Raw genomic sequence first — 22,277 nt, forward strand, 5'->3', positions numbered from 1 at the left:
CGAATTCACGTTAATTGCGCGCTTCACGTGCCGATGGGAGGCAAGACGGTACGACTCGCATGAACCGAGGGAAGGCGAATGCCTGCGTTGAGCAGCACTCCACGCCCCGCCGTGCGGCCCGGATCCCGGTCCGCGGCGCCAGCATGGGCCTTCCTGGCCTGCGGCGCGTTAGCGGTCGTGCTGTACGCCTTCGGCCCTTCCGTACTGCGGCTGTCACTGTTCCTGGCCGTGACGATCGGCTCGATCGTCGCCACGGTCACTGGGACGTTACGGCTTCGGGTGCCGGGCGCGCGCAGACCGTGGTGGGCGCTGCTCGCCGCGGAGATCGCCTTCCTCGGTGGCGCCGTCCTGCGGGCGACGGTGCCGGGCGCCGACGCGATGCCACCCGGACCGGCGGCTCTCCTTCCGGACCTGCTCGTGGTACCTGGATACCTGGTGTACGCGTACGGTCTGATCGACATGCTGCGCCGCCGCCGCGCCGGCGAGGACGACCCCGCCCGCGTCGACGCCCTGCTCATCGGCACCGGCGCCGCGCTGGCCGCGTGGGCGTTCCTGACCGGGCCGCGCATCGGCGCGGCGGCGGTGTCGACCGTTCCGCAGATCATCGCGGCGTGCTTCCCCATGGTGGACGTGCTGCTCCTGGTCATCGTGGCGCAGCTCGTGCTCGCCGACGGTGCGCGCCGGCCGGCCCTGTGGCTGCTCGGCACCTCGGCCGGTGTGATGTTCGTCGGGGACCTGCTGTACGCGCTTCACGAGGACGGGCTCAGCACGGGCAGCCCGTTGCTGACGCTGTTCGACGTCCTGATCCTCACGGCGTTCTTCACGGTGGGTGCCGCCGCGCTGCACCCGACGATGCGTACGCTCGCCGAGCCCCAGGCGGTCGTCGTGCGCAACCTCGGCGTCGTCCGCACGATCGGCATCGCGGCCGTCCTGGTCGCGCCGTCCGTGATGGCGATCGTGTCCCCGCCGTCGGGAGGCTGGAACAGCGTTGTGTGGCTGGCGCTGTCCGTCCTGCTCACCGGAACGATCGTGGCCAGGATCGTGCGGGCCAACAACTCCCGCGCCCGGGCGGAACGGGCGGCGCGGCACCGGGCGACCCACGACGCCCTTACCGACCTGCCGAACCGGGAGCTGCTCACCGAGACCATCACCCGGTGGTGCCACCGGGTGGCGGATGAGGGGCAGGAGATCAGCCTGCTCTTCATCGACCTGGACCGGTTCAAGATGGTCAACGACAGCTGGGGCCACGTGGTCGGCGACGAGCTGCTGTGCGCGGTCGCCGGCCGGCTCGGGGCCGCGGTGCGCAGCGAGGATCTGGTCTGCCGGGTCGGCGGCGACGAGTTCGTCATCCTGACGGCGGCCCCGTCCCAGTCGACGTTCGTGGAGTCCCTGGCCAAACGCCTGCTCACCGACTTCGCCGCGCCGTTCATCCTGTCGGTCGGCAGCGTCATCATCACGCCCTCCATCGGCGTGGCCCGGTCCGACGGCGCCACCGAGGCCCTCGAGCTGATCCGGGACGCCGACACCGCGATGTACAAGGCGAAAAGGTCGGGCCGTAACGGGTACGCGTTCTTCGACCGGACCCTGCACGAGCAGGTACGCATCCGGGTCGACCTCGAACAGGCGCTGCGCGGCGCGCTGGACCGGGGCGAGCTGTCGGTGCACTACCAGCCGATCGTCGACCTGGCCACCGACGAGCTGTCCGGGTTCGAGGCGCTGATGCGCTGGAACCACCCGGAGCTCGGCACGGTGTCGCCGCTGGAGTTCATCCCGATCGCGGAGGACACCGGCCTGATCGTGGAGAGCGGAGCGTGGCTGTTGGAGGAGGCCGCGGCCCAGCTCGTCCGCTGGCGTGCGCAGCGCCCCGCCGGCCTGCCCGAGCTGCACATCTCCGTCAACATCTCCGTTCGCCAGCTGCGCGACGCGGCGCTCGTCGGCGTCGTCCGCGGCGTGCTGGACCGAACCGGCCTGCCGGCCTCGGCGCTGTGGCTGGAGATCACCGAGTCCGGGGTGATGGAAGACCCGGAGGGCGTGCTCGCCGACCTGCGGGCGCTGCGGGACCTCGGCGTGACGCTGTGCATCGACGACTTCGGTACGGGGTACTCGTCGCTGAGCTACCTCCGGTTCATCCCGGCCGGGATCGTGAAGATCGACCGATCCTTCCTGGCCGGCGTCGGTGCGGGCAGCGCCAACGAGGCGATCGTCCGTGCGGTCGTCGCGATGGCGCACACGCTGGGCCAGGAGGTGGTGGCGGAGGGCGTTGAGACGCTCGTGCAGCGCGACTGGCTGCGGGAGCACGGCTGCGACCGGGCGCAGGGTTGGCTCTACGGTGCGCCCCGGCCCGCAAAGGCACAGCTGCTCTGGATGGACCGTTCGGTGTCGATGCTGCACCTCGGTGGCCTGCCCTCCTAGAACCGTCGCCGGTACTCGGGCGCGACGTCCGGCGCATCGACGGCAGGGACCGCGGTGGCGAGGACCGCGGTGGCGAGGACCGCGTCGACCAGTGGGCGGTGCGGCGAGAGCCGGCAGACCGGGTCGGTGGCACCGGCGTCGCCGGTGAACTGGTACGCCTGACAACGGCAGCCGCCGAAGTCGACCTCGCGGCGTGGGCATCCCCGGCAGGGCGGCGCCATCCAGTCCGTGCCGCGGAACCGGTTGAACCCTTGCGAGTCGTACCAGATCGCGGGCAGCGGCCGGTCGCGAACGTTGTCGACCGGCAGATCGGGGAGCACGCGGGCGACCGGGCAGGGGAGTACGTCACCGTTCGGCGCGACCGTCAACTGCTGCCGTCCCCAGCCGCCCATGCAGGGCTTCGGCGTGCCGGTGTGCAGGTCCGGGCTGACGTACAGGACCTCCATCCGCCCGGCGAGCCGCCGCGCGGCCCCGGCCACCGCGGCGTCGGCCGCGCGAACCTGCGCCGCCGTCGGCAGCAGCCAGGACCGGTTGCGCTGCGCCCACCCGTAGTACTGGGTGTGGGCAAGCTCCAGCCGGTCGGCGCCCATCCGCTCCGCCAGTGCGACCAGGGTGTCCACGCGGTCGATGTTGTGCCGGTGCAGGACGACGTTGACCGTCAGCGGCAGGCCGGCGGCCTTGACCACCCGGGCCGCGGCGAGCTTGTGATCCCACGCGCGGGTGCCGCTGATCCGCGCGGCGCCGGCCGGATCGGCGTCCTGCACGCTGAGCTGGGCGTGGTCGACCGGCAGCGCGGCCAGGCGCTCGGCAGAAAGGCCCACGCCGCTGGTGATCAGGTTGGTGTACACGCCGCGATCGGCGCAGCCGGCCGCGATCTCCGGCAGGTCCGCACGCCGCAACGGCTCCCCGCCGGACAGATGAACCTGGGCGACCCCGAGGGCGGCGGCCGCCGCGATGACCGCCAGCCAGTCCGAGGTGCTCAGTTCATCGGTACGCGCGACCAGTTCCAGCGGGTTGGAGCAGTACGCGCAGTGCAGCGGGCAGGCGTGGGTGAGCTCGGCGAGCAGCCCCAGCGGGGCGGGCACGGTCACGACAGCTCCACCAGTCTCTGGTCGGCGAGGTCGCGCAGCAGTTGCTCCACGTCAGCGGCGTGCACGCCGTCGTACTCGGCCGCGAGCGCCGTGACGATGCCGGTGACGGTGCGCTCGCCGTCGCACAGCGACAGCACCGCGGCGGCCGTCTCGTTGAGTACGACCACCGACTCGGGCAGCATCATCAGCCACTGGGCGCGGGCGGCGTTCCAGCGAAGCGTCGCGCCGGCGAGCAGGCGTGGCCTCACCGCTCGGCCCGGTACGCGTCGTCGATGGCGTCCAGCATCGACCAGAGCACCTCGCATTTGCGGGTCAGTGCGTCGCAGGCCGCCGCCCGGCGCTCCGGCGTCGCGCAGTACGTCAGCACCACGTCGAGCGCGTACGACGCCTCCTTGGGCGCGCGCACGCACCGCTTCTCGAAGTACTCCAGTCCAGACGCGTCGATCCATGGGTAGTGGCGCCGGAACGCGGCGATGCGCTGCGACATCAGGTCGGGCGCGAACAGTTCGGTCAGCGACGAGGCTATGCCCGCGGTCCAGTGGGCGGTACGGCAGAATGCGACGTACCGGTCGACGGCCGACCGGACGCCCGGGACGACGGTGCTCTCGTCGAGCACGGTGTCGCGGTCCAGGCCCACCGCGTCGCACAGGCGCAGCCAGTCGGCGAGGCCGCCGACGCCCTCGCGCGGGCCGTCGTGGTAGGCCAGCCGCTCGGCCCAGTGGCGGCGCACCTCCGGCACCGGGCAGTTGGCGATGACCGCGGCATCCTTCTGCGGCAACGACTTCTGGTAGTACCACCTGTTGGCCACGAAGCCGCGGACCTGTTCGCGCGTCGACCGGCCGGCGAGCATCGCCCGCTGGAACGGATGGTTGGCCCAGTACGCCGTCGAGCGGCTGCGTAGCTCGGCGACGAAAGCGTCATCCACAGCGGCGTTAACGGCGGCGTTCACGGCGGCGTTCACGGCAGCTCGAACTCCATCCCGTCGTACGCGACTTCGATCCCGTACCCCTCGACCCGCTTGCGCTGCACCGAGTCCTCGACCAGGAGCGGGTTGGTGTTGTTGAGGTGGGTGTAGATCCGCCGGCGCGTCGGCAGCGCCGCGAACCGTTCCAGGGTGCCAGCGGGCCCGGTGACCGGCGCGTGCCCCATCGAACGGGCGCTCTTCGCGGGCAGGCCGACCACGGCCAGTTCGTCGTCGGTCCAGCAGGTGCCGTCCAGGAAGACGCAGTCGCTGCCCTTGAGCTCCGCGGCGATGTCGTCGGTCAGCTCCGGCAGGCACGGCACGTACGCCAGGATCGCGCCCACCGCGTCGGTGAACCGGTACCCGATGACCGCCGTCGCGTCGGCGGGCAGCCCACGGACGTAGCGGGGCAGCTTCGCCGACCCGGCCGCGATCGGCCGGCAGGACAGGCCGGAAGCGCCGGTGAGCAGCGTGTCGACGCCGACCGGCAGCTGCCGCCGGCCGACCGGCACGTACGCCGACAGGATGTCGAGGATCGGCGCGGCGGCCCACAGGATCCAGGCCGTCGCGTACACCACGAGGCCGCCGCCTTCGCGGAGCGTCAGCAGGCCGGCGACATGGTCGAGTTCGGCGTCGGTGAGCAGCACGGCGGTGACGGGTCTGGCTCGGACCCGGCCGTCGCCGGCCGGCGCGGCCATGGCCAGCTGGGGGCCGACGTCAGGGGTGGCGTTGACGAGCAGCCACCGCCGCCGGTCCGCGCTGACCGCGACGGACGACTGGGTACGCGTACGGGCCGCGACGGTGCCGGCCCGTACGCCCGCACAGTTCCGGCAGGCGCAGTTCCACTGCGGGAAGCCCCCGCCCGCCGCGGATCCGAGGACTCGCACCCACACGTCAGCGAATCAGCGGGTCGAGTCCGGCGTACGACGTGACCTCGGCGCCGAGGCGGACGTGCGTCGCCTCGGGCCGCACCCACCGGCGGCGGGGTTCGGTGGTGTCGGCCATCTGACCTCCCGAACGTGAGCGATCTTCTTCGACGCGAGGGAATCCGTGAAGGTGTTTCGCTGTACGGGGACGTTCTGGCGGCGACAATCCGGCTGGCGGCGACAATCCGAACGGTCGCACTGCCCGGAACTCGCGGCGTGAAACCCGAACCCGCCAGCGGTTCCGTTCGAGATCGACGGCTGTCTGTACGGTCGGTACCATTGTCACTCCTCGACGTACATGGATCGACGAGACGGGGTCGCCGATGGTCGCAAGCCCGCCCGTACGCGCAGTCCGCAAGCTCCTCGCTCCGTTTCGGCAGCCCAGGAGATCGCAGACGCTCACGGTGCTGGCCGGCCTGGCGGCGCTGTCCGCGTTCCTGCTGTGGCAGAGCGCCGGGATCGACCACTACCGCCAGAACCTCGCGCTCAACGTCGGCGCCGACATCATCGGCGCCATTGTCACGATCTTCGTGATCACCCCGCTGATCAGCCGGGCGCAGGAGGGCCGGGTCCGGGAGCACCCGCGGCTGGACTACGAGTGGTACACCGACCAGGTGCACGGGGCGACCTCGTGCGTCAAGCTGCTCGACACCTTCTCCAACCTGCTCGACCAGCCGGTCACCGACCGGTTCTTCCGCGCCGTCACCCTCGCCATCAGCCGGCAGGCCCACATCCAGATCCTGCTGCTGAATCCGGACTCGCTCGCGGTGCTGCTGCGGGCGCAGGAGGTCGGCGACGGGCCCGGCAGCGCGGACTTCCGGCGCGAGATCCTGCGCAACCTCCGCACGCTGCACCTGTTCGAACAGCGGCTCACCGAGGCGCAGCGCCGGCGCTTCGAAGTACGCCTGTACTCGGCGTCCGCCGGGGTCACCATGTACCGGTGGGACGACAAGGCGCTGGTGTCGTTCCTGTCCGTCGGGCGACTGTCCGGCCAGGGCGCCCAGTTGGAAGTGACGGTCTCCTCGCCGCTGGGGATGTTCGTGGAGCAGCGGTTCGAGGAGCTGTGGCAGCAGGGCGCGCCGATGCACGAGTTCATGCGGCTGCCGGTCACGCTCGTCGAGGCCGACGGGGCGCGGCGGGACTTCGTGACCAGCTTCGTGGTCGCCGACGGCGCGCAGTACATCGTGGACCACGGCGTCGTGTCCCACATGGCGCGCCGGCGCGACGGGCACTTGAGCGCGTACTGCCGCGCGGACCCCGACACCCGGTACGAGTTGATCGTGGTCGACGACAACGAAGACCTGTGCGCCCAGCTGAGCGAGCGCTTCGCTGACAAGTACGACCTGCCGCGCGCCACGTACGTGTGGCTGCGGCCGTTGGGTTAACCCGCCACAATGGCCGCGTGACCGAAGCCCTGGGTTCGGAAGCCGAGCCGCACAGAGGCGGACCCGGCCGATTCCGCGCACTCACGGTCCGTGACCTCGACGACCTGGCCCGTCGGGCCGGACTGCCGGCCGACCAGCGGCTCGCGCTGCGGGCCGTCGCGGCGGTCTTTCCGTTCCGGACGAACTCGTATGTCGTCGACGAGCTGATCGACTGGTCGGCGGTGCCGGCCGATCCCATCTTCCGGCTCACGTTTCCGCAGCCCGGCATGCTGTGCGAGCCGGACCTCGCCGAGATGGTGCGCCTGCTGCGCGACCAGGCGCCCGCCGCGGTAGTCCAGCGGGCCGCGCACGAGATCCGGATGCGCCTCAATCCGCACCCGTCGGGCCAGCTCGACCTCAACGCCCCGACCCACGAGGGCCGGCGGGTGGCGGGGGTGCAACGCAAGTACGCGGAGACGATCTTGGTCTTTCCGCGGCCGGGGCAGACCTGCCACGCGTACTGCACCTACTGCTTCCGCTGGCCGCAGTTCGTTGACGAGCCGGACCTGCGCATCGCGACCGAGGACGTGGCGACCGTCACCGCGTACCTGCGGGCCAATCCCGAGGTGACCGACGTCCTGCTCACCGGTGGCGACCCGGTGGTGATGAGCGCCGCGGTGCTGAGCCGGTATGTCGAACCGCTTCTGGAGATCGACACCGTTCAGGCGGTCCGGATCGGCACGAAGGCGCTGTCGTTCTGGCCGTACCGGTTCGTGGCCGACCGCGACGCCGACGACCTGTTGCGCCTGTTCGAGCGGGTGGTCACGAGCGGCAGGCACCTGGCGGTCATGGCCCACGTCACCCATCCGCGGGAGTTGCGGCCCGAGGTCGTCCGTACGGCGATCCGGCGCATCCGCGACACCGGCGCCGTCGTGCGCTGCCAGGCGCCCCTCATCGGCGGCATCAACGACCGGGCCGGGGTGTGGGTGGAGCTCTGGAACGAGCTCACCCGGCTGGGCGCGGTGCCGTACTACCAGTTCGTGGAGCGCGACACCGGCCCGCAGCACTACTTCGCCGTGCCGCTGGCCCGCGGGTACGAGATCTTTCGCGACGCGTACGCGCGGGTGTCCGGCCTCGCGCGGACGGTGCGCGGGCCGGTCATGTCCGCGATGCCGGGCAAGGTCTGCGTCGACGGGATCGCCGAGGTCAACGGGGAGCGCGTCTTCGTGCTCCACCTGATCCAGGCGCGCGACCCGGGCCTGGTCGGCAGGCCGTTCTTCGCTGCCTTCGACCCGGCCGCGACCTGGTTGACCGATCTGAAGCCGGCGTTCGGGGCGGCTCAGTTCCTGCCCGGTCTGGACGTGTAGCCGTAGGCTCGCGGTGAAGTGCCGGTCCGGGTACGGGATCGTGGGGATGGTGACACCGGACGCGGTGTCACCATCCCCACGATCCCCATGATCCAAAGAAGCGGGTCAGGCGCTGCGGAGCGTGGGCGCTGCGGCGTCGTTTCCCGGTGAGTACCGGGCGCGGAGCCGGGGCAGCGCCGGCTGGTGCACGTTGGCCAGCGACAGATCGCCGCCGTAGTGGGCGAGCACCCGCGGGTCCATGATGCGCCGCCACAGCGGGGTGACGACCGCGGCGACGATCATCGTGGCGTACCCGCCCGGAAGCTGCGGGGAGACGTCGAAGCTGCGCAGGGTCTGGTAGCGGCGCAGCGGGTTGGCGTGGTGGTCGCTGTGCCGCTGGAGCTGGAACAGGAACACGTTGGTGACGATGCGGTCGGAGTTCCAGCTGTGCCGGGGGTCGACCTTCTCGTAGCGCCCCGCGGTGGTGCGCTGGCGGCACAGGCCGTAGTGCTCCAGGTAGTTGACCACCTCAAGCAGCGAGAAGCCGACGATGGCCTGCAGCACCAGGAACGGCAGCACGCCGACGCCGAACACGGCCACGGCCGCGACGAAGAGCACGACCGTCATCGCCCAGGCGTTGAGGATGTCGTTGCGGTGCGTCCATGGGCTGCGGTGGCGGATACGGAAGCGGCTGGTCTCCAGCCGCCAGGCCGAGCGCAGGCTGCCGATGACGGTACGGGGCCAGAACGCCCAGAAGCTCTCGCCGAGCCGGGCGCTGGCGGGGTCCTCGGGCGTGGCCACCCTGGTGTGGTGGCCCCGGTTGTGCTCGACGTAGAAGTGCCCGTACCCGGTCGGCGCGAGGGCGATCTTCGACAGCCAGCGCTCGACCGTCTCGCGCTTGTGGCCCAGTTCGTGTGCGGTGTTGATGGCGATGCCGTTGACGATGCCCAACGTGAGCACCAGGCCGGTGGCCCCGACGATGCCGAGCCCCCCGTCGGTCCACACCCGGCAGCAGACGGCGAGGGCGACGTACTGGATGGGCAGGTACAGGTAGGTGATCCAGCGGTAGTACCGCGCCTGCTGGAGTTCGCGGGCCACCTCCTCCGGTGGGTTCTCCCGGTCGTCGCCGAACAGGATGTCGACGATCGGGATCAGGCCGAAGACGACCACCGGGGCGTACCACCAGGCGAGGGGTGAGCCGGTGGCGTTCCACATCGCCAGGGCCCCGAACGGCAGGCTGGGGACGACCAGCGCCACGAGCCAGAGGTACTTCTTCCTGTCTCGCCAGCCGAGCTGTTTCTCCACGTCGGACCTCCACTCAGTCGAAGTGTGTCGATGACTCTCGCACGCTTCGCTGAACTTGACAATTCCCCTATCGAAGTAAAGAAACTCGACGCAGCATGCTGACGAGTACAGAGCGTTCGTCACCGATAGACTTCGTCGCAGGATGGACACGACTTCTCGGTACCGCGACGCGGCGCGCCAACGGATGCGCGACGCGATCGTCGACGCTGCCCGCGAACTCACCGTCGCCCGCGGCTGGGACGCCGTACGCATGGCCGACGTCGCCGCTCGGGTCGGCGTCAGCCGGCAGACCGTGTACAACGAGTTCGGCAGCAAGGCCGCCCTGGCCGGGGCGCTCGCGGAAGCCGAGACGGAGCGGTTCGTCGCCGGCGTACGCGAAGCGCTCTACGCCCACGACGACATGCGCGACGCCGCGTACGCGGCGATCTTCCAGGTGCTCGACCAGGCGGCCGACAACCCGTTGATCAAGGCGATCGTGACCAGTGCCCGGGGCGGTGCCGACCCGCTCCTGCCGTACCTCACGACGCGGGCCGAGCACGTCCTCGTCGCCGCGGCCGCGGTCCTCCAGCAGTGGGTCGCTGATCGGATCCCGGACCTACCGGCGGACGCTGTCGCGTTCGGCGCCGAGTCCATCATCCGCCTCGTGGTCAGCCACATCGTGATGCCGCTCGCGCCGGTCGACCAGACCGCCAACGCCCTCGCCGACCTGGCCATCCGGTTCATCGCCGACCCGGTCACCCCGGCGCCGCGCGAGCGCCACTGACGGCCGTCAGGCGCCCCGTTGTTCTGGGCGATGCGCGACTCGAACCGTGCCGACCAGGGCGAGCAGCGCCAGGCGGTGGCGGCATCCGGTGCCGCGCCCCAGGCCCCACCCCTGGGTGGACTTGTGGTGGTCGGGCAAGCACGACAACCACGGCGGGAACATCCAGGTCATCACCGCCCCGGACGGCTGGCCGCTATGGACCTCGCCGGTGCGCCCCGGCCGCGAGCACGACACCACCGCGCTGCGCGAACACACCGAGATGCTGCCTGTGCTGACCCGGTGGACCGACGACCTGCGCCGCGTGACTGGGCGACCTCGGCTACGAAGGCGAGGCCGATACCGTCACCATCGCGTTCAAAAATCCCAAGGGCGGTGAGCTCACCGATATCCAGAAGACCTACAACAAGGTCCATAACGGGATCCGGGCCATCGGCGAACGCGGGAACTCGCTGCTCAAGACCACGTTCAAAGCGCTACGCGACGTCAGCCGCTGCCTCTGGAAGATCGGCGACATCGCCGCCGCCCTCGTCCTGCTGCACTTCGAACACGGCCGCACCACCTGATCCCCAGCGCCACGAGCCGTTACGCGGAAAGGCTCACGGGCCTGTGCGTCCGTCGATCCGCTCGCGCAACAGGTCGACGTGGCCCATGTGGCGGGCGTACTCCTCGATCATTCCGACCAGCACCTCGCGCAGCGACATCGGCCCTCCACCGCTGCCATGCTGATTCAAGGGATCGTGGCCGGTGATGTCGAGACTGGGCGCCTCGGCCACGAACCGCGTGGCGAAGTCCACCTCCGCACGCCATGCGTCCCACGCCTCCGTAACCACCTGGGGGTCGATTAACGACACCTGCACTCATGGTCAACGGATTCGGGCGCCCTGCTCATGATCACTCAGGGTGACCACTACCTTGCGCGGAAACGCTCAGTGGGCGGCTGAGTCCGGCCGGGCGCTCTGCAGTACCGGCTCGATGACCCGAACTTCCATTTTTTCGATGAAGCGCTTCGGCTCGTCGCCGATGACCCGCGCCCGTTCTTCCGAACTGGTGTAGCGCGTCTCCTGCTCCTGATGGGTTCCGGTGCCGACGAACTCCCGCACCCAGATGAACTGTGAACGTTCGTGGTCCACCCAGGTTTGCCTCACTGGAATGTCGAACTTGCGGTGCAGTGGCGCGACCTTTTCCTGGAACAGTTTGAGCCAATCATCCATCTGTCCCTGCTTGATGTCATAGATGCGCAGCTGACAAACCACGTGAGCCCCATTCCGCCACCCTGCGTGGCTGACCGATCAAGGAATCCGCAACGCTGCAAAATATGCAGCTGCGTATTCTGCAATGCAAAATATGCAGCTGCACAATATGCATAGGCTGTGTATTTCGTCCGTCAACGTAGCTTCGTTGGTACGACGGGTCAAGGGTGCCGGGGTGATCGAAAAGCGCCAGGTTCAGCTGCGGGGATTAGTCCGTTCGGTGGATTGGCGGGGTGTTGGCGGTGGCTGTCTATTGCGTCGACGTAGCGCCGAAGACGCATGTGACCTGCTGAAATGAAGATCCGATGTGGTGGGCGCGTGGTCGCGTCGGAGCTGCCGACGCCGCCCGGTGAGTGCTCGACGGGTGCGTCGCCGAAAGTGTGATCCGGCGCGACTATGGGTGCCTTTGTGGCCGAGAAAAGGCTCGGCGGAGCGAAATTAACTCTGCGGAAATTACTCATTGACGGTGCGCCACAATCGCCCTAGCATACCGAAATACGCATTAGAACTGCATATGTTGCACAATCCAGAAGGGTGGTTGCGTGGTCGCGCGAACCGATGTGGCGGATGTGCTGATTGTGGGTGGCGGTACCTCGGGTGGGGTCGCCGCGCGGCATCTGGCCGAGGCCGGCTTGCGGGTTGTCGTGCTTGAGCAGGGTTACTGGCCGAGCGAGAGCGACTTTCCCGGAAACAAGCCCGAGTACGAGCTCATGGTGGGCAAGCAATGGTCCGGAAATCCAAACGTGCGCGGCAAGCCGGAGGACTACCCGATCAATGTCGACGACTCGGTGCAGCCGCTGTACATGTTCAACGGCGTGGGTGGTTCCAGCGTGTTGTTCGCGGCGTGCTGGAGTCGGGCGTTGCCGTCCGACTTCCGGGTGAAGACCCTCGACGGGGTGGCCGACGACTGGCCGATCGGCTACGAGGAACTGCTGCCGTTCTACGAGGCCAACGACATCGACATGGGTGTGTCCGGGCTCGGTGGCAACCCGGCGTACCCGCCGGGCGCAGCGCCGCCGCTCCCGCCGCACCCGATCCACAAGACCGGCCGCCGGATGGCCGAGGCCATGAACAAGCTCGGTTGGCACTGGTGGCCCGGCACGACGGCGATCCCCAGTCAGGACTACCGCTTGCAGAAGCAGTGCGTGCGGTACGGAATCTGCCACATGGGGTGCCCGCACGGGGCCAAGGCCTCCACGCATGTGACGCAGTTCCCGGTGGCGCTGAACCACGGGGCGCGGGTCGTGACCGGCGCCCGGGTATCGCAGATCACCGTGGACGAGAAGGGTCGTGCGAACGGCGCGACGTATTTCCAGAACGGTGTCGAGCACTTCCAGCCGGCGAAGATCGTCGTCGTCGCGTGCAACGGGGTCGGTACGCCCCGGCTGCTGTTGATGTCGGCGTCGGAGCGGTTCCAGGACGGGTTGGCCAACTCGTCCGGACTGGTGGGCAAGCGGCTGATGATCCACCCGTACGGCGCCTCCGTCGGCATCTACGACGATGACATGGAGGACTGGCTGGGGCCGACCGGCGAGCAACTGCAGTCCATGCAGTTCTACGAGTCGGACCCCTCGCGCGGGTTCCTGCGCGGTAGCAAGTGGATTCTCCAGGCGACGACCGGGCCGCTGCGCACCGTCGATCGGTGGACGAAGGGCGAGGGCGTCTGCGACGAGCCCTTCTGGGGCACCGAGTTCACCCGCAAGATGCAGGAGTCCGTCGGCCACATGATCCAGTGGTTGGTCATGTCGGAGGACCTGCCGGAGGAGACCAACTACGTCTCGCTCGATCCGACGTTGACCGACTCGGACGGCCTGCCGGCCCCGAAGGTCCACTACACGCTCTCGGAGAACACCTACCGGCTTGTCGACTGGAACCTCCAGCGCTCGCTGGAGGCGCACGAGGCGGCCGGTGCGAAGAAGGCCTGGGTCACGAGTCGCAACATCACGCCGGGTCACAACCTGGGCACGTGCAAGATGGGCGACGACCCGGAGACCTCGGTGGTCAACCGGTGGGGGCAGGCGCACGACGTACCCAACCTGTTCCTCATCGACGGCAGTGTGTTCACCACGTCGACGGGGGTGAACCCGACGGCGACGATCTGTGCCCTGGCCAAGCGCACCGCCACGCACATCGTGGAGAACGCCCGCCAGTTGGAGGTGGCCTCATGACGACTCCGACCCTCGACGGCCTCGACCGCGACCGGCTGGCCCGGTTCGCCGACGAGCTCATCGCCGGCGGGCACGGCATGCCGTCGGCGAGCGAGGCCAGTGTCCACACGACCTGGATCGATCGCACCGTGGCCGCCCGGCCCGACCTCATCCCGGTCGTGCTGCACGTGGTCGGCCTCGACGGCGAACCCGCCGGCATCCTCGAAGGCCTGCGCGCGAGCGACCCGGCGGTGTTCGACTCGTTCGCGTACACCATCTCGGGCGCATACCTGATGAACCCGCGCATCCGCCGGCACCTCGGACTCCCCGGCGACGCGCCCAAGCCCCAGCCGGCGTTCCCCGACGAGTCCGACCACTACCTCGACGACGACGTCCTCAAGCCCGTCCTCGAGCGGGGGCAGATCTACCGCCCCACGCCGAGCGGCTGATCTCGCTCGATCCCGCTCGATCCCGCACTGAACGCGTCACCATTCCGTACCCGAGGTATGTCCCCATTCCATAGAAGGAGTTCGATGAAAGCCCGTCGAAGGATCAGATCCGTCGCCGCAGTTTTAGCGGTCGGCTCACTGGTGGTGCTGACCGCGGCCTGTGGCGGTGGTGTTACCCGCAGGTCCGATGCGGCGGGCGGCGCGTCGGTCGAGCAGATCGACAAGTACCTTCTCGCTCCGGCGAGCGCGTCCCGTATCGATCCGGCCCCGGGTCCGATCGAGACGGACCCGATCACCGGCGCGACGCTGTCGCTTCCGTACAAGGGCGCCTACGCCGTCCCGGACGGACCGATCGGTGATCCCAGCAAGACCTACACCGTCTGCTTCTCGCAGGCGCTGATCCGTCACCCGTTCCCGGTCGCCCTGCGTTCGTCGCTCATGCTCGAGGCCGCCCGGCACCCCAACCTCAAAGTCCTGACGTACAACACGGACAACGACCCGCTCAAGCAGGTACAGGACCTGGAGACCTGCGCGGCGCAGAAGCCGGACGCCATCCTGGTGTGGCCGCACTCGATCGCGCCACTGACGCCCGAGATCAAGAAGCTCACCCAGCAGGGCTTCAAGGTCGTCGGTATGGAGCGGACCGTGGCTACCTCCGACTACACCAGCTGGATCTACCTGGACGACGAGGCGGAGACCAAGGCGATGGCGGACGCGATCGCCGAGAAGCTCGGCGGCTCCGGCGTCGTCGCCGAGACGTCCGGCGCCGTCGGGTCGTCGCCACAGATCGTCCGCAGCTACGGCTTCAAGAAGGAGCTCACGGCGAAAGCGCCCGGCATCAAGGTTGTTACCACGACGCCGACCGACTACAGCGAGGCCCAGGGCTTCCAGGTGGCGCTGCAGTTCCTCGGCTCTCCGCAGGGCAAGGACATTAAGGCCTGGTATGTCCACTCCGGAACGATCGCGCTGGGCATTCAGAAGGCAATGGCCCAGCTCAAGCGGACCGATATCCCCATCTACACGATCGACGGCAGCAAGCAAGAGGTCCAGGCCGTCCAGGGCGGCAAGATCACTGCGATCACGCCGCACTCTCCGCTTATCGGCGATGTGGCGCTGCGGTTGGCGATCATGGCCATCGAGGGCAAGCAGGTGCCGAAGGACCTCATCCTGAACCAGGACGAGCTGATCACGCAGAGCAACGCCGCGGAGATCCTGCCGAAGGCCTGGGGAACGCTCGGCACCAACACGGGTTTCTGAGCCCGGTCAACCCCGCACGCTAGCCATCGGGTCCGAACCGAAAGGCCATCTACATGGTGGAGTTGCACGAAGCGCCCTTCCTGTCGCTGGCAGGCGTCTCGAAGCGGTATGAACGGGTGCAGGCTTTGCAGAACGCCGACATCACGCTTTACCCAGGGCACTGTCACGCCCTGGTGGGTGAGAACGGGGCCGGGAAATCCACCCTTATCAAGATTATCGGCGGAATGGTTCGGCCCGATGCTGGCAGCATGACCGTCGAGGGTCGCGACGTTGAGCTGTCGTCGCCCGCTGAGGCGCTGAAACTGGGTATCAGTGTGGTGCCGCAAGAGTTGATCTTCGTACCCAACCTCTCAGTCGCCGAGAACATCCTCCTGGGTGACTTCACCTCGAAGGCGTCCTTCGTGGACTTCCGGCGGACGGCCGGCCGTGCGCGAGAGCTGCTGGGCAGACTTGGGGTGGACGTCGATGTGACGGCGCCCCTCGGGAGTCTCAGCCCCGCGGTGCAGCAACTCGCGATGATCGCTCGCGGCCTGGCGAAAGACGCGAAGTTGTTGATCCTCGACGAGCCGACGGCGGCGCTCAGTGACCAGGAGGCGGAACACCTGTTCACCGTTCTCGACGACCTCCGGGAGTCGGGCATGGCCCTCGTCTACGTCAGCCATCGCATGGCCGAGCTTCGTCGCCTCGCCCAGGACGTCACCGTTCTCCGGGACGGAGAACGCGTGGCTTCCTGGATGGGGGAGGGCGTGCCGGACGACGAGCGACTGATCGAGGCGATGGTCGGGCGCTCCATCACGCGGTTCTTCAGTGCGGACCGGAAGCGGACACCCAGTCAACGGGAACGCCTGCGGGTCACCGGGCTCAGTCGCCGGGGCGTCCTGAACGACGTCTCGTTCTCCGTGGCGGAGGGCGAGATCCTGGCCATCACCGGGTTGATGGGTGCGGGCCGCACCGAGGTGCTCCGCTGCCTCGTCGGGGCCGACCAGGCGAACGCCATGGAGGTGGCCGTGGACGGCGAGGTCGTCGGAATCCGTAACCCTGCCCAGGCCAAGCAAGCGGGAATTGCCCTGGTGCCGGAGGAACGCAAGACACAGGGGCTGGTTGGCGGGATGACCGTCACGGACAACATCTCCTTGCCGCACCTGAAGCGGTGGTCGAAGGTGGCCCTGTTGCTAGACCGCAAGCGCCGACCCGCCGTCGCGCAGGTCGCCACTCAGGTGGGGCTGCGGCCCACGACGTACGACACGCCCGTGCAGGCCCTCAGCGGTGGCAACCAGCAGAAGGCGGTCATTGGCAAGGCGGTGCTGGGAAACCCCCGCATCATCCTGCTCGACGAACCGACGCGTGGCATCGACGTCGCTGTCAAGCATGAGATCTATGCCCTCATCGGGAGGTTGGCCGACGAAGGGTGCGCCGTCGTGGTCGTCTCCTCGGACATGCTCGAGGTACTCGGCATAGCCGATCGAATTCTGGTGCTCCGGGCCGGCGAGGTGGTCGGGTGCATCGACGGCGACGGAGCGACCGAGAGCGACATCCTCCGGCTGTCCATGCCTGATCTTTCTTCACACAAAGCCGCCGGAGTTGGCGCCTCCTCCACGAAGGGGACCGAATAAATGGTGACATCTGAAACGGCCGTTCAGACCGCGCTGCCCCGGGTCGGTGGAAACAGCAACCCGGACAGTCCCACCGGGCGGCGCTGGGCGCGACTGAGGCTCCTGCGCGCGAGCGGGATGCTGCCCGCCCTGGTGTTGGTGATCATCGTGGGGCACCTGGTGTCGCCGGCGTTCCTGACGGCCCAGAACTTCGAGACCGTCCTGAAGATCACGTCGGTGGTCGGCCTGATCTCGGTCGGCCAGACGCTCATCATCCTGAGCGGTGCCGGCGGCATCGACCTGTCGGTGGGCTCGGTCGTCGCCGCCTCCGGGGTCTGCGGCGCGCTGTTCGCCGGGTACGGAATGGGCGGCTTCGTGGCGGGCAGCCTGGTCGCCGGGGCCTACTTCGGGCTCGTCAACGGTCTCGGTGTCACCCGAGGACGACTTCAGCCGTTCATCGTCACCCTGGCGACCATGACGATCGCCCGCGGGGTGGCGTTCTACCTCTCGGGAGGTACGCCCCTCGTCGTCAACCTGCCCGGCCTCAGCCACATCGGCTCAGCCTCGCTGTGGTTCATCCCCATCCCCGTCGCCGTCTTCCTCCTCGTGGTCGTCCTGGCCCACGTCTACCTGCGGTACACGGTGTGGGGTCGTGAGCTGTACGCCATCGGTGGCACGGAAGAGGCGGCCTACCTGTCCGGTATCCCGGTGGGGCGGCGGCGGCTGTACCTGTACGTCGTCAGCGGTCTGTTGGCGGGTCTGGCGGCGGTCCTGCTCACGAGCTTCACCGCCTCCGCGGACGCCAACGCTGCCAACGGTTACGAGCTGAACGCCATCGCGGCCGTCGTCGTCGGCGGCACCGCACTGAGCGGCGGCGTCGGTTCGGTGATCGGTACCACGATCGGCGTCCTGATCATCGCCTTCACCGGCAACATCCTGAACCTCGCCAACGTCGACCCGTTCATGCAGTTCATCATCAACGGCCTCATCGTGCTGGCCGCTGTGTCGCTCGAGGCGCGGGGGAAGGGCGGCGCGGGTGGCCTGTTGAAGCGACTCACCGGACTCGGCGCGATGTACGCGGCGATCATCGTTGGGGCGCTCGTGATGTTCTTCCTGCTCAGGCCGCAGTGACGCCGACGCCGTCAGAAGGCCTTGAAAAACCGTGATCGAGTGGGGTTTGTCGATGAAGTTCGAAGAGTACGCCAACAAGTACGACAACATTCGGATGTCGCGTGTGGACGGGATCCTGGAGGTGGTCTTCCACACCGACGGCGGGCCACTGCAGTGGGGGCACTTCGGCGGCGCCCACACCCAGTTCGCGGACGCGTTCGCCGACATCGCTCGGGATCCGGAGAACCGGATCGTCATAATGGCGGGTACGGGTGACGTTTTCTCCGGGCCCCCGGCCTCCGAGGACGAGCCCTTCCCCGGCGACGCCCAGACCTGGGACGAGATCTTTCGCACCGGTACGCAGTTGACGACGAGCCTGCTCAACATCGACGCGCTCGTGATCTCCTGCATCAACGGGCCGGCGTACCGTCACCCGGAGGTCGCGTTGCTGGCCGACATCGTGCTCGCGGCGGACGGCGCCACGATCGTCGACTCGGCTCACTTCCCGAACCGAGTGACGCCCGGCGACGGCATGAACCTCGTGATGCCGCTGCTGATGGGGTACAACCGCGGCCGGTACTTCCTGCTGACGGGGCAGACGCTGGACGCACGTGAGGCGCATTCCCTCGGGCTGGTCAACGAGGTGATGCCCCGGGAAGACCTCATGCCACGGGCCCGCGAGCTCGCCGCCCAGTTGAATCGACAGAACTCGCTGGTCATCCGCTACACGCGCCGGCTGTTCACGCACCCGTTGAAGCGCGCGGTCCACGACGTCCTCGGCTACGGGCTCGCGCTGGAGGGACTGGCCTACATCGACGAGCGCGCGAGGGTGGCGGCTGGGCAGGGCAGTTGAAGTTTGGAGCAGGAAACGGAGCGTAGGCGCGACGGTACGTTGGCGCCCGGTGCACAGAAAATGGGGTAGCGAGATGAGCCAAACTCTTCACCGTGCGTTGACGATTCTGGATTTTGTTGCGGAAGAGCCGCGCCATATCGGTGAAGTAGCAATGTTTCTGGGCGTTCATCATTCGACGGCGTTGCGCCTGCTGCATGTCCTGCGCCAGCACCGCTTCGTCCATGAACTTCCGGATCATCGCTACCGGCTGGGTGCCAACACGTTCCGGCTCGGCTTCCAGGCGCTGGAGGCAATCGATCTCCGGGTGGTCGCGCGGCCGTTCATGGAGAAGTTGAACGAAGTGACGGGTGAGACCGTTCATCTCGGGGCGTTGCAAGACGATGAAGTCGTCTACATCGAGAAGGTCGAGGCCCGGCACCAGATTCGCATGCATTCGCGCATCGGAGGGGTCGCGACCCTGCACTGCGCGGGTGTGGCCAAGGGCGTCCTGGCGTTCCTGCCGGACGTCCGGCGACTCCATCTTGTCGAGAGCCGGGAGCTCGCCAGGCGTACCGCGAACACATTGACAACCGTTCAGCGGCTCGAAACCGATCTGGTTCAGACGCGCGCGCGGGGCTATGCGATCGACGACGAGGAGAACGAGCCCGACATCCACTGTGTGGCCGCGCCGGTATTCACCGGTACCGGCGACGTGGTCGGGGCGATGAGCGTGACGGCTCCGACGAGCCGGATAGACAGGGAAACCCTACTCGGCTTCGTGCCGGAACTGCTCAAGGCGACGAAAGCAACGTCTGAACAGCTCGGTTGGGTGCTCCGGTGACTGGCTGAGAGACCGTAGGGCCGCTCGTCGTCCTGGTTCACGAAGCATCACATACCAACGGCAAACCGCAGTGAGTTGCACCTGATACACGATCCAGAGGAGTGATTGCGTGGTCGCACGAACCGATGTGGCGGATGTGCTGATTGTCGGTGGCGGTACCTCGGGTGGGGTCGCCGCGCGGCATCTCGCCGAGGCGGGGTTCAAAGTCGTCGTCCTCGAGCAGGGCCACTGGCCGAACGAGAGTGACTTCCCGGGCAACAAGCCCGAGTACGAACTGCTCGCAGCGAAGCAGTGGAGCCCGAACCCGAACCTTCGTGGCAAGCCGGAGGACTACCCGGTCAACGACTCGGAGTCCGATCTGCCCGTCATCATGTACAACGCTGTGGGTGGTACCAGCGTGTTGTTCGCGGCGTGCTGGACCCGGGCGTTGCCGTCCGACTTCCGGGTGAAGACCCTCGACGGGGTGGCCGACGACTGGCCGATCAGCTACGAGGAGCTGCTGCCGTTCTACGAGATCAACGACAGGGATATGGGCGTGTCCGGGCTCGTCGGCAATCCGGCGTACCCGCCGGGCGCGGCCCCGCCGCTGCCGCCGTTCCCGATCCACAAGACCGGCCGCCGGATGGCTGAGGCACTGAACCGGCTTGGCTGGCACTGGTGGCCCGGTGACAACGCGACCCCCTCGATGGATTACGGCCACCAGAAGCAGTGCCTGCGGTACGGAATCTGCCGCATGGGCTGCCCGGCGGGCGCCAAGGCGTCGACGTACATCACGCATTTCCCGCTGGCGTTGAACCGCGGCACCCAGATCATCACCGGGGCACGGGTATCGCAGATCACCGTGGACGAGAAGGGTCGTGCGAACGGCGCGACGTATTTCCAGAACGGTGTTGAGCACTTCCAGCCGGCGAAGATGGTCATCGTCGGGGCCAACGGCATCGGTACGCCCCGGCTGCTGTTGATGTCGGCGTCGGAGCGGTTCCAGAACGGGTTGGCCAACTCGTCCGGACTGGTGGGCAAGCGGCTGATGCTTCACCCACACGGCTCGTCGGCGGGAATCTTCGATGACGACCTCGAGGACTGGGTGGGTCCGGCCGGCGAGCAGCTGGTGTCCCTGCAGTTCTACGAGACGGACAAGTCCCGTGGGTTCGTGCGCGGATGCAAGTGGATCCTCATGTGCACCGGCGGCCCACAGCAGATGGTCGAGCGGTGGGACAAGGGCGAGGGTACCCGTGACGAGCCTTTCTGGGGCACGGAGTTCACGCGGAAGATGCAGGACTCCATCGGCCACATGATGGAGTGGCAGATCATCAACGAAGACCTCCCGGAGGAGACGAACTACGTCTCGCTCGACCCGACGTTGACCGATTCGGACGGTCTGCCGGCTCCGAAGATTCACTACCGGACCTCGGAGAACACCCGGCTGATGCTTGATTTCCACCTGCAGCGCTCGCTCGAGTCGTTGCGGGAGGCCGGGGCGAAAAAGGCATGGATCACCCGGCGCAGGGTGTCCTCGGGTCACAACTTGGGGACCTGCAAGATGGGCAACGACCCGGAGACCTCGGTGGTCAACCGGTGGGGACAGGCGCACGACGTGCCCAACCTGTACCTCATCGACGGCAGTGTGTTCACCACGTCGACGGGGGTGAACCCGACGGCGACGATCTGTGCCCTCGCCAAGCGCACCGCTACCTACATCGCCGACAACGCCCGCCAGTTGGAGGTGGCCTCATGACGACCCCGACCACCATCGACGGCCTCGACCGCGACCGGCTGGCGCGGTTCGCCGACGAACTCATCGCCGGCGGGCACGGGATGCCCTCGGCCAGTGCGGCCGATGTGCACACGACCTGGATCGACCGCACGCTGGCCGCCCGGCCCGACCTCACCGAGGTCGTGCTCGGCGTCGTCGGGCTCGACGGTGACCCGGCCGCGGTGCTCGAGGGGCTGCGTGCGGCCAACCCGGCAGTGTTCGACTCGTTCGCGTACACCATCTCGGGCGCATACCTGATGAACCCGCGCATCCGCCGGCACCTCGGACTCCCCGGCGACGCGCCCAAGCCCCAGCCGGCGTTCCCCGACGAGTCCGACCACTACCTCGACGACGACGTCCTCAAGCCCGTCCTCGAGCGGGGGCAGATCTACCGCCCCATACCCCGATAGCTGAAACGACCGGGACGCCGTCCCGTCCGCGAGTAACAGCCTGTTACTCGCGGATGGGACGGCGTTAGCGGCCGGGCCGCTTGGGTAGGTCACCTGCCCAGCACCCTGCTGGGCCTGGCGATTTCCATAGGTTCCGGGCCGCTGACCGGGTGAGCGATCCAACGGTGCGTACGCCAGGGTGGATCAGCATCCCTGTTCGCGGAGCGATTGTCTGACAAGGGAGAATGGCATGGCGCAGGGCACCGTGAAGTGGTTCAACCCCGAGAAGGGATTCGGGTTCATCACTCCGGACGGGGAGCGTGACGACGTGTTCGTCCACTTCTCCGCCATCCAGTCCAACGGCTACCGCAGTCTCGACGAGAACCAGCGGGTCGAGTTCGAGGTCGTACAGGGACAGAAAGGTCCGCAGGCCGAGCAGGTACGAGTCATCTGACCGGCCGGGCCGCTGAGTAGCCCGGGTCGGAGTGC

The 22,277-nt window shown here is 68.0% G+C and carries 21 protein-coding genes and 2 pseudogenes; 15 read left to right on the forward strand and 8 right to left on the reverse strand.

Annotation, left to right across the window (positions count from 1 at the left end; all coding sequences use genetic code 11):
- The first annotated feature begins 78 nt into the window (after nt 1–78).
- Nucleotides 79–2,412 carry an EAL domain-containing protein gene (locus HC028_RS13370; RefSeq protein WP_168077088.1) on the forward strand — a complete coding sequence of 778 codons (2,334 nt, stop codon included), beginning with the start codon at nt 79–81 and terminating at the stop codon, nt 2,410–2,412.
- Here HC028_RS13370 and pqqE read toward each other — a convergent pair.
- Genes pqqE through pqqA form a run of 5 tightly spaced genes read right to left on the reverse strand, consistent with a single transcriptional unit; the run spans nt 2,409 to nt 5,469 of the window.
- Nucleotides 2,409–3,503 (reverse strand): pyrroloquinoline quinone biosynthesis protein PqqE, encoded by a 1,095-nt coding sequence (gene pqqE, locus HC028_RS13375; RefSeq protein ID WP_203981585.1) that lies wholly within the window; start codon nt 3,501–3,503, stop codon nt 2,409–2,411. The genes HC028_RS13370 and pqqE overlap by 4 nt on opposite strands.
- Nucleotides 3,500–3,751 (reverse strand): pyrroloquinoline quinone biosynthesis peptide chaperone PqqD, encoded by a 252-nt coding sequence (gene pqqD / locus HC028_RS13380; RefSeq protein ID WP_203981584.1) that lies wholly within the window; start codon nt 3,749–3,751, stop codon nt 3,500–3,502. The genes pqqE and pqqD overlap by 4 nt, the downstream gene beginning before the upstream one ends.
- The gene (gene pqqC, locus HC028_RS13385; protein WP_239075719.1) at nt 3,748–4,464 is read right to left on the reverse strand and encodes a pyrroloquinoline-quinone synthase PqqC; all 717 of its coding nucleotides are present in this window, start codon (nt 4,462–4,464) and stop codon (nt 3,748–3,750) included. The genes pqqD and pqqC overlap by 4 nt, the downstream gene beginning before the upstream one ends.
- Nucleotides 4,461–5,351: a pyrroloquinoline quinone biosynthesis protein PqqB gene (gene pqqB, locus HC028_RS13390; protein WP_203981583.1), complete on the reverse strand. Its 891-nt coding sequence runs from the start codon at nt 5,349–5,351 to the stop codon at nt 4,461–4,463. Before pqqB ends, pqqC begins: the two co-directional genes overlap by 4 nt.
- 7 nt (nt 5,352–5,358) lie before the next feature.
- Nucleotides 5,359–5,469 (reverse strand): pyrroloquinoline quinone precursor peptide PqqA, encoded by a 111-nt coding sequence (pqqA, locus tag HC028_RS13395; RefSeq protein WP_168077094.1) that lies wholly within the window; start codon nt 5,467–5,469, stop codon nt 5,359–5,361.
- A 244-nt stretch (nt 5,470–5,713) separates the two neighbouring features.
- On the opposite strand from pqqA, the gene HC028_RS13400 reads away from it, so the two are divergent.
- A complete protein-coding gene (locus HC028_RS13400; protein ID WP_168077096.1) occupies nt 5,714–6,775 on the forward strand; it encodes a hypothetical protein in 1,062 nt (353 codons plus the stop codon).
- A gap of 17 nt (nt 6,776–6,792) precedes the next feature.
- Nucleotides 6,793–8,121 carry a KamA family radical SAM protein gene (locus tag HC028_RS13405; RefSeq protein ID WP_239075718.1) on the forward strand — a complete coding sequence of 443 codons (1,329 nt, stop codon included), beginning with the start codon at nt 6,793–6,795 and terminating at the stop codon, nt 8,119–8,121.
- A 105-nt stretch (nt 8,122–8,226) separates the two neighbouring features.
- On the opposite strand, the gene HC028_RS13410 is transcribed toward HC028_RS13405, so the two are convergent.
- Nucleotides 8,227–9,405 (reverse strand): alkane 1-monooxygenase, encoded by a 1,179-nt coding sequence (locus HC028_RS13410; protein ID WP_239075717.1) that lies wholly within the window; start codon nt 9,403–9,405, stop codon nt 8,227–8,229.
- A gap of 142 nt (nt 9,406–9,547) precedes the next feature.
- On the opposite strand from HC028_RS13410, the gene HC028_RS13415 reads away from it, so the two are divergent.
- Nucleotides 9,548–10,168, forward strand: coding sequence for a TetR/AcrR family transcriptional regulator (locus HC028_RS13415; protein WP_239075716.1), 621 nt, complete (start codon nt 9,548–9,550; stop codon nt 10,166–10,168).
- Between the two features lie 86 nt (nt 10,169–10,254).
- Nucleotides 10,255–10,731 (forward strand): annotated as a pseudogene (locus HC028_RS27565) (transposase family protein); the annotation flags it as partial.
- A 33-nt stretch (nt 10,732–10,764) separates the two neighbouring features.
- On the opposite strand, the pseudogene HC028_RS13425 reads toward HC028_RS27565, so the two are convergent.
- Both HC028_RS13425 and HC028_RS13430 read right to left on the reverse strand, forming a co-directional pair.
- A pseudogene (locus tag HC028_RS13425) lies at nt 10,765–10,986 on the reverse strand (mycothiol transferase); the annotation flags it as partial.
- A gap of 108 nt (nt 10,987–11,094) precedes the next feature.
- Nucleotides 11,095–11,421, reverse strand: a complete 327-nt coding sequence (locus HC028_RS13430) for an NIPSNAP family protein (RefSeq protein WP_168077104.1) — start codon at nt 11,419–11,421, stop codon at nt 11,095–11,097.
- Between the two features lie 539 nt (nt 11,422–11,960).
- On the opposite strand from HC028_RS13430, the gene HC028_RS13435 reads away from it, so the two are divergent.
- The 10 genes from HC028_RS13435 to HC028_RS13480 all read left to right on the forward strand — a co-directional run bounded on the left by HC028_RS13435 (nt 11,961) and on the right by HC028_RS13480 (nt 22,242).
- Nucleotides 11,961–13,586 carry an FAD-dependent oxidoreductase gene (locus HC028_RS13435; protein ID WP_205861390.1) on the forward strand — a complete coding sequence of 542 codons (1,626 nt, stop codon included), beginning with the start codon at nt 11,961–11,963 and terminating at the stop codon, nt 13,584–13,586.
- A complete protein-coding gene (locus HC028_RS13440; RefSeq protein ID WP_168077105.1) occupies nt 13,583–14,014 on the forward strand; it encodes a hypothetical protein in 432 nt (143 codons plus the stop codon). Before HC028_RS13435 ends, HC028_RS13440 begins: the two co-directional genes overlap by 4 nt.
- 84 nt (nt 14,015–14,098) lie before the next feature.
- Complete coding sequence (locus HC028_RS13445) at nt 14,099–15,271, forward strand: sugar ABC transporter substrate-binding protein (RefSeq protein WP_168077107.1); 1,173 nt, start codon at nt 14,099–14,101, stop codon at nt 15,269–15,271.
- Between the two features lie 53 nt (nt 15,272–15,324).
- Nucleotides 15,325–16,884 carry a sugar ABC transporter ATP-binding protein gene (locus tag HC028_RS13450; protein ID WP_168077109.1) on the forward strand — a complete coding sequence of 520 codons (1,560 nt, stop codon included), beginning with the start codon at nt 15,325–15,327 and terminating at the stop codon, nt 16,882–16,884.
- Complete coding sequence (locus HC028_RS13455) at nt 16,885–17,994, forward strand: ABC transporter permease (RefSeq protein WP_168077111.1); 1,110 nt, start codon at nt 16,885–16,887, stop codon at nt 17,992–17,994. It abuts the gene before it with no gap.
- 52 nt (nt 17,995–18,046) lie between these two features.
- Nucleotides 18,047–18,826, forward strand: a complete 780-nt coding sequence (locus HC028_RS13460) for an enoyl-CoA hydratase/isomerase family protein (RefSeq protein ID WP_168077112.1) — start codon at nt 18,047–18,049, stop codon at nt 18,824–18,826.
- Nucleotides 18,827–18,899: 73 nt separating this feature from the next.
- On the forward strand, nt 18,900–19,646 hold the full coding sequence (locus HC028_RS13465; protein ID WP_168077114.1) for an IclR family transcriptional regulator: 747 nt from the start codon (nt 18,900–18,902) through the stop codon (nt 19,644–19,646).
- Nucleotides 19,647–19,755: 109 nt separating this feature from the next.
- Nucleotides 19,756–21,381, forward strand: a complete 1,626-nt coding sequence (locus tag HC028_RS13470) for an FAD-dependent oxidoreductase (RefSeq protein WP_205861391.1) — start codon at nt 19,756–19,758, stop codon at nt 21,379–21,381.
- Complete coding sequence (locus HC028_RS13475) at nt 21,378–21,809, forward strand: hypothetical protein (protein ID WP_168077116.1); 432 nt, start codon at nt 21,378–21,380, stop codon at nt 21,807–21,809. The genes HC028_RS13470 and HC028_RS13475 overlap by 4 nt, the downstream gene beginning before the upstream one ends.
- Before the next feature lie 229 nt (nt 21,810–22,038).
- Nucleotides 22,039–22,242 (forward strand): cold-shock protein, encoded by a 204-nt coding sequence (locus tag HC028_RS13480; RefSeq protein WP_168077118.1) that lies wholly within the window; start codon nt 22,039–22,041, stop codon nt 22,240–22,242.
- Nucleotides 22,243–22,277: the final 35 nt, after the last annotated feature.

Source organism: Planosporangium flavigriseum, assembly GCF_011947225.1.
In the GTDB taxonomy this organism is placed as follows: Bacteria; Actinomycetota; Actinomycetes; order Mycobacteriales; family Micromonosporaceae; genus Planosporangium; species Planosporangium flavigriseum.